The organism is Streptomyces sp. NPDC029292 (assembly GCF_055569295.1).
In genome coordinates this window covers 30,792-42,513 of the sequence record NZ_JBVHXR010000015.1, presented here as the reverse complement: position 1 = coordinate 42,513, position 11,722 = coordinate 30,792, and the positions used below count along the sequence as shown (strand labels likewise).

Below are 11,722 nucleotides of genomic sequence, written 5' to 3'. Positions count from 1 at the left end.
AATAGCGCCGCCCTGATTCGGATCACCTGAAAGGCCATGGGCCGTGCGTACCGACCTGCACCGTCAACTCACCAGTCCGCTCACCGCCGTTCGCAACCTGGGCATCCTCGCCCACGTCGACGCCGGCAAGACCACCGTCACCGAGCGGATCCTGTACGTCACCGGGACCACCCACAAGCGTGGCGAGGTCCACGACGGCACGACCGTCACCGACTTCGACCCCCAGGAACGCGATCGCGGGATCACCATCTTCGCCGCGGCGGTGAGCTGTGCCTGGGCCGGTCACCGGATCAATCTGATCGACACCCCGGGCCACGTCGACTTCTCCGACGAGGTGGAGCGCTCCCTGAGGGTGCTCGACGGCGCGATCGCGGTGTTCGACGCCGTGGCGGGTGTCGAGCCGCAGAGCGAGTCGGTGTGGCGGCGGGCCGACCGGCACGGCGTGCCACGGATCGCCTTCGTCAACAAGATGGATCGCGCCGGTGCCGACCTCGACACGGCGGTCGAGTCCATCCGGGAGCGGCTGCATCCGGCACCGCTGGTCGTCCAGTTGCCGATCGGCACGGAGGACGGCTTCACCGGGGTGGTGGACCTGCTGCGCATGCGCTCGCTGGTCTGGGCGGCGGGCCGGGACACCGTCGAAGAGGGCCCGGTGCCGGACGCCCTGCGGGAAGAGGCGCACCGGCGCCGAAGGCTGCTGGAGGAGGCGGTGGCGGAACTCCACCCGGACGCGCTGGAGGAGTTCTGCGCGCAGTCCACGGTCTCCGAGGGGACCCTGGCCTCCGCGCTGCGCGACCTGACCCGTACCGGTGAGGGCGTGGTGGTGCTGTGCGGCTCGGCCTACCGCAACCGCGGGATCGAGCCGCTGCTCGAGGCCGTCGTGGCCTACCTGCCCTCACCGCTGGACGTGCCGGCCGTACGCGGCACCGAGGGCGGCGTGTCGCAGGAGCGGGTCGCCGACCCAGCGGCACCGTTCGCGGCGCTGGTGTTCAAGGTGAACGCGACCGCCACGGGGCGGCTGACGTATCTGCGTGTGTATTCCGGAACAGTCCACAAGGGAGAGGCGGTGTGGGACGTGGGCGCGCGGCGCACCGAGCGGATCGGCCGGATCCTGCGGGTCCGGGCCGACCGGTACGCGGAGCTGGACCGGGCGGCGGCCGGGGACATCGTCGCGGTGGTCGGGCCGAAGTCCGCCCGCGCCGGGGCGACCCTGTGCGCGCCCACGGCTCCCTTGCTCCTCGAACCGCCGGCCGTCGCCGACCCGGTCGTCTCCGTGGCGGTCGAGGCGCGCAGGAGCATCGACACCGACCGCTTGGTGTCGGCACTGACGCGGTTGGCCGAGGAGGATCCGTCGCTGGTCGTGCGGACCGACCCCGAGACGGGCCAGACGGTGCTGTCGGGCTTGGGCGAATTGCATCTGGAGGTGGCGGTCGAGAAGATCCGGCGCGCCCACGAGCTGGATGTCGCCGTCGGCCGGCCGAAGGTGGCCTACCGGGAGACGGTCGCCCGCGGGGTGTCGGGACTGGTGTACCGGCATGTCAAGCAGGACGGAGGGGCCGGTCAGTACGCCCATGTCGTCCTCGACGTCGAGCCGTTGGAGTCCTCCTCGGACACCGCCGGTGGCAGCGCGACGGGTTTCGAGTTCCGCTCAGCCGTCGTCGGTGGCCGGGTGCCGCAGGAGTACGTCCGTGCGGTGGAGGCCGGTTGCCGGGACGCTCTCGCCGAGGGACCGCTCGGCGGTCACCAGGTGACCGGGCTGCGCGTCACCCTGACCGATGGAGCCACCCATCCGAAGGACTCCTCGGAGATGGCGTTCCGGACGGCCGGCCGACTCGCGCTCCGCGAGGCACTGCGCGCCGCCCTGATGGTGCTGCTGGAACCGGTGGTCGAAGTCACCGTCACCGTGCCCGACGCTGCCGTGGGCGGGGTCCTCGGCGACCTGGCGGCACGACGCGGCCGGGTCTCGGGCTCGACCGCACGAGCAGGCGCTGCCGTGATCACGGCGACCGTGCCGCTGGCCGAACTGTTCGGCTACGCGACGCGGTTGCGCAGCCGGACTCAGGGCCGCGGAGTCTTCACCACCCGGCCCACCGGCTACGCCCCGGCACCGCCCAGGGCGACCGACGCGACACCGTCCCGGTAGCGCGAACGACGGCCTCGCCCCAGTGGGCGGGGCCGTCCCCCACGGTCGTACGCGCCGGTAAGGTCACCGCGTCGTCGACCGTGGCAACAGGAGTTCCGGTTACCGTGTCGGGCGATCCGAATACGCGGATCCCACTCGTCGGAGGTGGCCGACTCATCGTGACAGACCAACTGCCCGCGACCGGCGCCGATGCCGGCCTACAGGCCAACGGCGCCCACCTCGTCCTCCCCACCGGCGGCGGTGAGGACGTCGTCCTGGCCGCGACGGCCACCGCGATGCACAACTGCGTCGACGAGCGCAGAGTACGAACGCGTGACGACGTCAGCGCACTCGTCAGAGCCGCCAAGCGGCATCTCTGAAGCACTTGACGGCCGCAGAAGTCACGCGCAGACGAGGCTGCGCCACAACCGCACCGGATCGAGCAGGGAACAGCGGGGAATCACGGGGAAAGCAGCCGAGCCCGACGAGGACACGGCCCGGCCGTTCGCCCAGGTCAGCGCCCGAGTTGGCCACAAGTGATCGCAGCTTGCCAAGCTGAGAGTGTGCGTCTGCAACTGTCGGCGGAGCCAGGGGTGTTGCTTCTTGCGTTTTCCGTTTACAGGATGTGGTCTGTTTCCACGCCGGGTTGTGGGTACCGGCTACGTCGGCCAGGACAACGGGGTTGGGTATGAGTGCGGAGATCGTTCAAGTAGTTGGGCAGGCGGGTCCGTATCTGACGGCTGCTCTGGGGGCGTATGGCGCGGGGGTGGTGACCCGGGCCGAGAACGCTGCGGTGGATGCGACGGCGAATGTTGGGCGCCGGATGTTGCAGGCGGTGTGGCGGCGTCGGGATGAGCAGGGCCGGGCCGAGCTGGAGGCGGCCGTGCAGGATGCGGCTGGGGAACCGGACGACGAGGACGCAGCGGCGGCGTTGCGCCAGCAGATCAAGCGGGCGCTGCGCGAGGACGGGGAGTTGCTGCGGGAGCTGGCCGGGCTGCTGCCCGCCCCCGGGAGTGGGCCGGTGACGGTGACGGCCTCCGGTGAGCGGTCGATCGCAGCGCAGACGATCGGCACCGCCGTCACCGGGGACAACATCACGCTCCGGCCATGAGTGACAGAGATCCCGCCGCGGTGGGAGGGGTGGAGGCATCGGGCCCGCGGTCGGTGGCGGCCGGCGGCAGCATTGACGTAGCGATCACGGGGGATGGTGCCCGGGTGGTGGTGCTGCCGCCGGAGGCGGTGCGCTGGGCACAAGAGGTGAACGCGCCGCAGGGTGCGACGAACCTGCCGGGGTCGGCGTCCGGGGTGTTCGTCGGCCGGGGCCAGGAGCTGACGCGGTTGCGGGAACTGCTTGCCCGGGAGGGCGAGGCCGCAGTGACCCAGGCCTCGTCCGCGTCGCGGACGCAGGCGATCCATGGGTTGGGCGGGATCGGCAAGAGCACGCTGGCACTGCACTACGCCCACGCGTACCGGCGCTCCTACACGCTGGTGTGGTGGATCACCGCCGAGTCCACCGACCGGATCGTCACCAGTCTCGCCGTCCTGGCCTTGCGGTTGTGCCCGCAGTGGGCCGCGAGTGTGGGCGTGGAAGAGCGTGCGGCGTGGGCGATCCTGTGGCTGCAGTGGCACCCGGGCTGGTTGCTCATCTTCGACAACGTCGAGGACCCGGGTGACCTGCGACACTTCCTCGGTGCCCTGCCGGACGGCCATCATCTGGCCACCAGCCGCAGGGCGACCGGCTGGCACACCGTCGCGCCGACGATGACTCTGGGCCTGTTGGCCCCCGGCCCCTCCGCAGACTTGCTGTGCGCCCTCGCTTTCGGGCCGGGACGGTCACCCGATCCGCAGCAGCGCCGCCAGGCCGAAGCCCTGGCCGAGGAACTGGGCTATCTGCCGCTGGCCTTGGAGCAGGTGGGTGCCTACCTGTATCAGACCGGCACTGATCTGGGCACGTACCGCCAGTTGCTCGGGCGCGTATTCGACAGGGCGGCTGACGGCATCGATCCGGAACGCACGGTCGCCCGCATCTGGGGTCACACTTTCACCGCTGTCGAAGACCGCGACCCACTGGCTGTCACCCTGCTATACACGATGGCCTGGCTGGCCCCCGACGACATCCCGCGCTCTCTGCTCGCACCCCTGGCCCTCGATCCGATCGCCCTGGGCGATGCGCTGGGGGTCCTGCACGCGTATAACGTGATCTCCTTCACCGCCGACCGCCAGGGAGTAAGCGTGCACCGCCTGGTGCAGGCCGTCCTACGCGCGCGCACCGCCGAAGAGAACACCCACCCTCTGGGGCGGCAGGAGGCCGAGCAGGTCATACGACAGGCATGTCCCGACGAGGACAACACCACCGGGGAGCAGGCCGCGCAGTGGGGACGACTGATCCCCCACGTCTTCGCCCTGGCCGAATCCACACCACCCAGCAGCCCCGCCTCCACACAGACTGCTGCCACCTACCAACGTGCCGCCAAGCACCTGCGCCAGCAGGGCCGTGTCGCTCACACCATCCCCTTGCGCACAGCTGTCCTCGCGCAGCGCGAGCAGGTGCTGGGTGATACCCATCCCGACACTTTGAGCAGCCGCAACAACCTCGCCGTCGCCTATGACTCGGCGGGGGATCTGGGGCGGGCGATCCCGCTGTACGAGGCCACCCTCGCGCAGCGCGAGCAGGTGCTTGGTGACACCCATTCCGACACCCTGCTCAGTCGCAACAACCTCGCTTATGCCTACAGGGCGGCGGGGGATCTGGGGCGGGCGATCCCGCTGTTCGAGGTCACCCTCGCGCAGCGCGAGCAGGTGCTTGGTGACACTCATCCCGACACCCTGCGCAGTCGCAACAACCTTGCCGGCTCCTATGCCTCGGCGGGGGATCTGGGGCGGGCGATCCCGCTGTTCGAGGTCACCCTCGCCCAATGTGAGCAGGTGCTGGGCGACTCCCACCCCGACACCCTGAACACGCGCAACAACCTCGCCGTCGCCTATGACTTGGCGGAGGATCTGGGGCGAGCGATCCCGTTGCACGAGGCCACCCTCGCCCAGCGCGAGCAGGTGCTGGGCGACACCCACCCCGACACCCTGCGAAGCCGCGGTAACCTCGCCCGCGCATACCAGGCGGCGGGGGATCTGGGGCGGGCGATCGCGTTGTACGAGGTCACCCTCGCGCAGCGTGAGCAGGTGCTTGGTGACACTCATCCCGACACCCTGCTCAGTCGCAACAACCTCGCTTATGCCTACAGGGCGGCGGGGGATCTGGGGCGGGCGATCGCGTTGTACGAGGCCACCCTCGCGCAGCGCGAGCAGGTGTTGGGCGACTCCCACCCCGACACCCTGAACACGCGCAACAACCTTGCCTACGCTCGCCGTGCTGCCCAAGCCATGCAGCAGTCAAGTACAGCAACCGGCCCCGCCCAGCAGCGCCCATCAGGGGCTTCGGAGCGACCGGTATGACCCTCCCCGACCCATCCACATAGAGCTATGGATCAGAAGGTCACCGCTCAGCACATCGCAGATCGGCGCGTGCCACAGCCGTGCCAGATGGAGGGGTAAGCCACGGTCAACAGCGGGATCTGACAGGCGCATCCGTGCCCGCCCGGCTCGACCAGAGAAGTCGCAGGTCACCGGCCAGGAGCCCCATCCTCTCTCCGAAGAAGGCGATATGAGCAGTCCAGCACCGATCGACCTGCGATCCGACACCGTGACCCGCCCCGATACGGCCATGCGCGCCGCCATGGCGGCGGCCGAAGTCGGGGACGACGTCCTCGACGGCGACCCCACCATGCGGACGCTGGAAGAACGAGCAGCCGAACTCCTGGGTGTCGAAGCCTCTTTGTGGGTGCCGAGCGGCTCGATGGGAAACCTCGTCGCACTCTTCATCCACCTGCAACGAGGTGACCGTTTCCTCGCTCCCGAGCTCGCACATGTGCTGGAGAGCGAGGTCGGTACGGCATCGTGGCTCGCCGGAGGCATGCCGCGACCGCTGCCGTGGGCCGCAGGACCGGGCCGGATCACAGCACAGGCCATCCGCGCCGCGGTGTCGGGCGGCAGCTCGTACTTCGCCTTGCGCAACCGGCTGCTGTGCCTGGAGAACACTCACAACGCAGCCGGTGGCACGGTCACACCCCCCGAGGAACACGCCGAACTGGTCGCCGCAGCAAGGGAGTCAGGACTTCTCGTCCACCTGGACGGCGCCCGGATCTGGAACGCCGCCGTGGCCCTGAAAACCACCCCGGCTGAGCTCATCCGCGGCGTCGACACCGTCCAGGCATGCCTGAGCAAGGGACTGGGCGCACCGGTGGGTTCGGTCGTCGGCGGGACAGCCGACTTCGTCCGCGAGGCCCGGCGCGTCCGCAAGATGCTCGGCGGCGGAGTGCGTCAAGGCGGCGTGCTCGCGGCCGCCGGGCTCGTAGCACTGGAACGGATCGACCGGCTCGAGGAGGACCACGACAACGCCAAGCTGCTTTCCGGCGGACTGTGCGAACTCGGCTGGGACGCGGCGGCACCCCAGACGAACATCGTCATGGTCCAAGTCCCGGATGCCGCACGGGCAGTCGAGATGCTCGGACGAGCAGGCGTCCTCGGCGTGCAGTTGGGCGGCCGACTACGCCTGATCACCCACCGAGACGTCTCACGAGCCGACGTACAGCAAGCTCTCGACCGGATCGCCGCGCTGTCTGCCTGAGGAGGAGCGACAACTGCCGGGCAGTAGGCAACGGGTCTGCTCACGGCGGGGCTTGGCGCGGGCTGCCTGGAGACAGCCGATGGCGGGTGCCGGACACTGGGGCCGTGCTACGCGAGCCGCATCTGTCCGCCGGTGCCGTCCTCGCCCTCGAGGTGCACGACAACGGGACGCGGCCTGCCGCCGCGTCCCGGCCAGGAGGACGGAGTGGGCCTGGCCTCCATGCGCCGCCGCGCCGAGTAACTCGGCGGGACCTTCCGGATCACGAGCAACGCACCGTCGTAGAGGGAGTAGTGACCGCGCAGCATCTCGCGGAGCCGATGCCTGCTGACGCGTGCGGCCGCTGTACGGGGGCTGGAGCCGGGGCCGGGGCCGGGATCGGATATTCAGGCGGCAGCTCGAGACTCCGCCGTCGACGACCAAGTACGACCCGGTACGACCGCCGTCGGCGCCCGCCTGGGGCGAGGGTCCCGGGCGGGCTGGGCACAGTTCCTGTGATCCTCGGGACGCGGTGTGCATCGGACGGGCCGGGGCAGCGCCGCGCACTTGGTGGATGGCCGCGTGCTCGGTTGCCGGGACGGTGGCGTTCTTCAGGACCGCTGCGCTGGGTGGGGTTGCAGGATCGCCACGCTCCCCGGAGTCGATCGTCTCGAAGACGGCGCGTACTTCGTCGTAGTCGTCGGCGCCACAAGTCTGGAGTGGGAGATCACCGGCGCGGTGCTCTGTCCGAACGGTTCGTTCTCACCATCTCCGGCCTGCTTGGCCGCGGCCAGCGCCGCCGACGACAACCCTGACTCCTCGTCGGCAAACGGAAGTTGAAAAGATCCCGGAATGGAATTCGACGAACCCGCCGACATGCGCCGAGTATGCGCCGAACGGCTCGGCGAGAGGGCAGGGCGGCAGTTCGCGGCCATGGCCCGACGCGGCTTCCGTCTGGACCCTCTGCCGGACGACGCCCAGGCCACCGGCCGATGCCGGCTCGGCGGCCCCGCTCTGCTCGAACCGGGCACCCTCTGGCCTGAACTCGGCGGCTCCCCGCTGTCCCTGCACGCCGTACTCGACACCGGCGCCCTCGCCTCCTGGCTCGGGGACGAACTGCCCACGCGGCCGGGCCTGCTCAACTTCTTCTATCTCGATCCGGACGTACCGTACGAGGAGTACCGGAAGCTGGACACGTCCGGACCCGACGTGTGCCGCGTGATTCCCGCCGATCCTGCACGGGCGGTCGAGACAGCCGCACCCGAACCAGCGAGGAGCTATCCGGCCACACCCGTCCACGCGGCCGAGGTGACCATGCTCCCGGACTGCTGGGATGTCGAGGACGGCGACGTCGAGTTCGACTCGGACGAGCACTGGGGCGCGACGTCGCTCATCCTCAACGAGATGGGCGACCTCGACGGGAACACCGCCGGAAGCCACTGCGCCTTCGGCTGGCCCGACACCTCGTACGCGTCCAAGGTGACCTACCGCGAAGCCGACGGTCCCGAAATTCATCTGCTCCAGCTCGCACAGGACGCGGAGCTCGGATGGGGCTGGGGCGACGCCGGAACGATGTACTTCACGATTCCGGCGAAGGCGTTCGAGGCGGGAGACTTCAGCAAGGCCGAGGCGGACATGCGCTGCTGCTGAGCCCGTACTTGACCGAGCACATCAACCGGTGCGGCGAGTTCTCCACACACGAGCGCGCGGTGCAGTCGGCGCGCTCCAGGAAGGTGACGTCCGGGCCGTCTTGGTGGCCGGCCGGCGACCACCCCATGTTCAGACGGCGTGTCCCTACGGATCCGGGAACTACGCCCGCGAGGTCCGGGACATGGGCCTCATGCCCATCAAGTGCCGTGAAGGGCAATGTCGTTGACGCAAGTCGGGGGACAGCAACCGCCGCTCATTCGGGCGGCGGTTGCTGAGCGTTCACCACCAAGAACCGAGGAGAAGCTTTTATGGCTGTGGCCAATGCAGTGGAACTGTCCGGATACATCACGGCGATGGCGGCGTCGGCCCGGGTGGCCCAGGCCGTCCTGTCGGCGGGCACCGATCCGATGACGGTGCGGGAGTTCAAGTTCAAGGTCAACATCAGCGCCGACTTCAACATCAACAGCCAGACCGACGTCGGCCTGAACATCTGGGTTCTGTCGATCAAGGAGAAGCTCACAGTCGACTACAAAAGCCACTGGGGCCTGGACGTCGACTGCACCATTGTCCCGACCTTCGAGACGGTCTGAGCGGGGCGCGTGCGGTGGCCTCGGAATTCCTTCCGCTCGACCAGGTGATTGAGGTCGTGCAGAACGCGGTGCTGTCGGCGGGTGCCCGTCTCGACCGGCGACCGGGTGGCACTCCGCTCGTGCTGGGGGAGTGTTCCGCCGCGCTCTCACTGGAACTGCGCACGGACGGGCCGAAGGCGCTGGCACGGTTTCCGTCCATCGAGGAAAGGGTCCCACCCGAGTACGTGTCGCAGATCCGGCTCACCTTCCGTGCCGGACTGCGCCTCGAAGACGGCTGACGGAAACAGAAGGCGGGAATGACAGTGCAGACACTCCTTGTGGGATTGCGGGGGCCAGGCGGATTCCTGCGCGCCGACAGCGTTCCCTTGAGTGACAGTGATGCCCAACAGCAATTGGCGGCTGTGGCCGACGCCAAGAAGGCGGGCCCCGACACGATGCTGGAGCTTCCGTGGCTGGTTGTCGCGTCCGGGGATGTCGTCTTCGGACGTCTGCTCCCGGCTGTCGCGCTCTGATCCCGTACACCGGAGGCGCCGCATCACCGGGATGTCGGCGTCTCCGGTGCACTGATGGGGATATACGACGGTGCCGCGGCGGGCCTGAGCCCAGCCCAGCCGTTCAGCGGGCGGCCGAGGCAGCAGGCACGACCCCAGCCCCGGCCTCGGCCTCGGCCCGGCGGTAGTAATCCAATTGGGTCACTCCGCTGTAGCCGTAGCTCTCGGGGTGCAGTTCGTGCAGTGCGACGCCGCACCGGGGGAGCGGGCCGAGGGTGCCCGACAGCAACTCACCGGCCTTCGCGATGAAGGCGGCCTTTTCCTCGGCGCTGTTCGTGCCCACGGTGATGCTGGCCTCGACGTGCGCATCGAGGCCGCCGGTCAGGGGCCGCCCGTCGATGTAGTAGCGGTCGGCCGGAACCAGGTTGATGTGGACGATGGTCCGCGCGCTGGACTTGTGCAGGACCGAGACCGCCAGCCGGGTCAGCCCCTCGGCAAGGGTGCGCTGGACGTCGGTCGGCAGGTCGGGGTCGGTGACGGTAACCCGGAAGTACGGCATGGCTCCCCTAGGTACGCATATGGCGTGTGCCCGCCGGGGTTGGCGGCACGGATCAAGCGTCACCGACCTGGCACCATAGATCCAACGCATACGTGTCATAGCTATATGAGGCCGGTGCATGACCCTGAATCTGCCCCAGCTGCGGGCCTTCCTCGCCGTCGTCGATGCGGGCGGCTTCAGCGCGGCCGCCGCCGAACTGGGCATGAGTCAGTCCGCGGTGTCGCGCGCCGTCGCTTCCCTGGAACGCGAACTCACCGCCCCGCTGCTGGTGCGTGCCGTCCCGGTACGGACCACGGCGCTCGGGGAGCGGGTCCTGCCGCACGCCCGTATCGCGCTGTCGGCGGCCCGGTCCGTGGAGCGGATCGCGGCTGATGCCACCGAGACCATGACCGGCACCGTGCGGCTGGCCGCCACACCGACGGTCTGCCAGGGGCTGATCCCTGGTCTGCTCCGCCATTGGAGTGAAGAGCAACCGCGGGTCACCGTACGGGTCTTCGAGGGCGACAGCAGCGAAGTGGCGGCCTGGCTGGAAAACGGGACGGCCGATGCCGCCGTCCTGATCGACCCGCCGTCCGGCCCCGGCATTCAGCTCGCCATGGACGGCTACCGGGCCTTGCTGCCCCTGGACCACCCCCTGGCGGGCGAGCCCCTCATCGACATCCGCGACCTGGAGGACGACCCGTTCCTGATATCACCCAACGGCTGCGAAGCCCGCATCCACGCGATCTACGGCCTGGCCGGGCTGCGCTTCACCCCCGCTCACCGGGTACGAGACCTGGCGACCCTGATCAGCATGGTGCAAGCCGGTATCGGCGTGACCGTTCTGTCCGAGGTGTCCCGCTCCCTGATCCCCTCTGACCTGGTCCTGCTGCCGCTGAAGCCTCAGACCTCACGCCGCCTCGTCCTCACCGGACCAAGCGCCTTCCCCTGGCACCCGGCAGTCCGCACACTCGCGGAGTCGGCCGCCGCCCATCTCTCCCGACTGCGCACCGAACCGTAGCGGCCCACCACCAGCTGCCGCCCCAGCCGGTTGTGAGCCGCGCGGGGTTGTCGGGCCACTCGAGCCCGTGGCCGGATAGAAGCCACACATTGTCCAAGCTCCCGGAGGCCATGATGATCGTCCCGTTCGGGGTCCGTGATTTTCTGGACCGCGCCACGACCGTGTACGCCGACCGGATCGGCATCGTCGACGAACCGGACCAGCCGGCCGAACCCTGGGAAGGGCTGACCTACCGGCGGGTCGGCGAGCGGGCGCGGGCCCAGGCCGCCGGACTCGACGCGCTCGGCGTGCCGCACGGCGCGCGCGTGGCGGTGGTCTCACCCAACAGCGCGCGGCTGCTCACCTCGTTCTTCGGCGTCAGCGGCCACGGCCGGGTCCTCGTACCGGTCAACTTCCGCTTGACGGCCGACGAGGTGAGCTACATCGTCGACCACTCGGCGGCGAGCGTGCTCCTCGTCGACCCCGAATTGACGGACCGCCTCGCGCAGGTCAACTGCAAGCACCGCTTCACGCTGGGGGCCGCCGCGGATGCGGAGCTGTACCGGGGGGGGGGGGGGGGAGAACAATGGGCCGAGGACGAAAAAGAAAACACGAACCCCAACCACACCACCAACACAAATGCCCGCCCCAAAAGAAAGCGAATTACCCCACCA

The 11,722-nt window shown here is 69.3% G+C and carries 12 protein-coding genes and 1 pseudogene; 11 read left to right on the top strand and 2 right to left on the bottom strand.

The annotated features are described in order from the left end of the window. Positions 1–43: 43 nt before the first annotated feature. The 5 genes and pseudogenes from fusA to ACZ4WS_RS29335 all read left to right on the top strand — a co-directional run bounded on the left by fusA (position 44) and on the right by ACZ4WS_RS29335 (position 6,803). Positions 44–2,143, top strand: coding sequence for an elongation factor G (fusA, locus tag ACZ4WS_RS29355; protein ID WP_467985076.1), 2,100 nt, complete (start codon positions 44–46; stop codon positions 2,141–2,143). Between the two features lie 14 nt (positions 2,144–2,157). Next, positions 2,158–2,502, top strand: a pseudogene (locus tag ACZ4WS_RS29350) (choice-of-anchor P family protein); the annotation flags it as partial. A 443-nt stretch (positions 2,503–2,945) separates the two neighbouring features. Further along, the gene (locus ACZ4WS_RS29345; protein WP_467985074.1) at positions 2,946–3,233 is read left to right on the top strand and encodes a hypothetical protein; all 288 of its coding nucleotides are present in this window, start codon (positions 2,946–2,948) and stop codon (positions 3,231–3,233) included. Between the two features lie 104 nt (positions 3,234–3,337). Further along, the gene (locus ACZ4WS_RS29340) at positions 3,338–5,572 is read left to right on the top strand and encodes a tetratricopeptide repeat protein (RefSeq protein ID WP_467985073.1); all 2,235 of its coding nucleotides are present in this window, start codon (positions 3,338–3,340) and stop codon (positions 5,570–5,572) included. A gap of 208 nt (positions 5,573–5,780) precedes the next feature. Continuing rightward, on the top strand, positions 5,781–6,803 hold the full coding sequence (locus ACZ4WS_RS29335) for a threonine aldolase family protein (RefSeq protein WP_467985071.1): 1,023 nt from the start codon (positions 5,781–5,783) through the stop codon (positions 6,801–6,803). A 107-nt stretch (positions 6,804–6,910) separates the two neighbouring features. Here the strand turns inward: ACZ4WS_RS29335 and ACZ4WS_RS29330 are convergent, their stop codons facing one another. After that, positions 6,911–7,108: a hypothetical protein gene (locus ACZ4WS_RS29330; protein WP_467985069.1), complete on the bottom strand. Its 198-nt coding sequence runs from the start codon at positions 7,106–7,108 to the stop codon at positions 6,911–6,913. A 523-nt stretch (positions 7,109–7,631) separates the two neighbouring features. Between ACZ4WS_RS29330 and ACZ4WS_RS29325 the strand changes: the two genes are divergently transcribed. The 4 genes from ACZ4WS_RS29325 to ACZ4WS_RS29310 all read left to right on the top strand — a co-directional run bounded on the left by ACZ4WS_RS29325 (position 7,632) and on the right by ACZ4WS_RS29310 (position 9,531). Continuing rightward, positions 7,632–8,429 (top strand): DUF1963 domain-containing protein, encoded by a 798-nt coding sequence (locus ACZ4WS_RS29325; protein WP_467985067.1) that lies wholly within the window; start codon positions 7,632–7,634, stop codon positions 8,427–8,429. A 308-nt stretch (positions 8,430–8,737) separates the two neighbouring features. Then, a complete protein-coding gene (locus tag ACZ4WS_RS29320; protein ID WP_467985065.1) occupies positions 8,738–9,019 on the top strand; it encodes a hypothetical protein in 282 nt (93 codons plus the stop codon). Between the two features lie 14 nt (positions 9,020–9,033). Next, the gene (locus ACZ4WS_RS29315; protein ID WP_467985064.1) at positions 9,034–9,297 is read left to right on the top strand and encodes a hypothetical protein; all 264 of its coding nucleotides are present in this window, start codon (positions 9,034–9,036) and stop codon (positions 9,295–9,297) included. 87 nt (positions 9,298–9,384) lie between these two features. After that, complete coding sequence (locus tag ACZ4WS_RS29310) at positions 9,385–9,531, top strand: hypothetical protein (protein WP_467985062.1); 147 nt, start codon at positions 9,385–9,387, stop codon at positions 9,529–9,531. A 103-nt stretch (positions 9,532–9,634) separates the two neighbouring features. On the opposite strand, the gene ACZ4WS_RS29305 is transcribed toward ACZ4WS_RS29310, so the two are convergent. Further along, positions 9,635–10,069 (bottom strand): tautomerase family protein, encoded by a 435-nt coding sequence (locus ACZ4WS_RS29305; RefSeq protein ID WP_467985060.1) that lies wholly within the window; start codon positions 10,067–10,069, stop codon positions 9,635–9,637. Between the two features lie 118 nt (positions 10,070–10,187). Here ACZ4WS_RS29305 and ACZ4WS_RS29300 point away from each other — a divergent pair, with 118 nt between their 5' ends. Beyond that, positions 10,188–11,069, top strand: a complete 882-nt coding sequence (locus ACZ4WS_RS29300) for a LysR family transcriptional regulator (RefSeq protein WP_467985058.1) — start codon at positions 10,188–10,190, stop codon at positions 11,067–11,069. A gap of 110 nt (positions 11,070–11,179) precedes the next feature. Then, the coding region (locus ACZ4WS_RS29295) for an AMP-binding protein (RefSeq protein ID WP_467985057.1) at positions 11,180–11,722 on the top strand (543 nt) is incomplete at its 3' end.

Excerpts from the sequence above, each read along its gene's own strand:
- ACZ4WS_RS29345 (WP_467985074.1), top strand. The coding sequence starts at position 2,946 with ATGTTGCAGGCGGTGTGGCGGCGTCGGGATGAGCAGGGCCGGGCCGAG.
- ACZ4WS_RS29325 (WP_467985067.1), top strand. The coding sequence starts at position 7,632 with ATGGAATTCGACGAACCCGCCGACATGCGCCGAGTATGCGCCGAACGG.
- ACZ4WS_RS29300 (WP_467985058.1), top strand. The coding sequence starts at position 10,188 with ATGACCCTGAATCTGCCCCAGCTGCGGGCCTTCCTCGCCGTCGTCGAT.
- ACZ4WS_RS29320 (WP_467985065.1), top strand. The coding sequence starts at position 8,738 with ATGGCTGTGGCCAATGCAGTGGAACTGTCCGGATACATCACGGCGATG.
- ACZ4WS_RS29335 (WP_467985071.1), top strand. The coding sequence starts at position 5,781 with ATGAGCAGTCCAGCACCGATCGACCTGCGATCCGACACCGTGACCCGC.
- ACZ4WS_RS29330 (WP_467985069.1), bottom strand. The coding sequence starts at position 7,108 with ATGCTGCGCGGTCACTACTCCCTCTACGACGGTGCGTTGCTCGTGATC.
- ACZ4WS_RS29305 (WP_467985060.1), bottom strand. The coding sequence starts at position 10,069 with ATGCCGTACTTCCGGGTTACCGTCACCGACCCCGACCTGCCGACCGAC.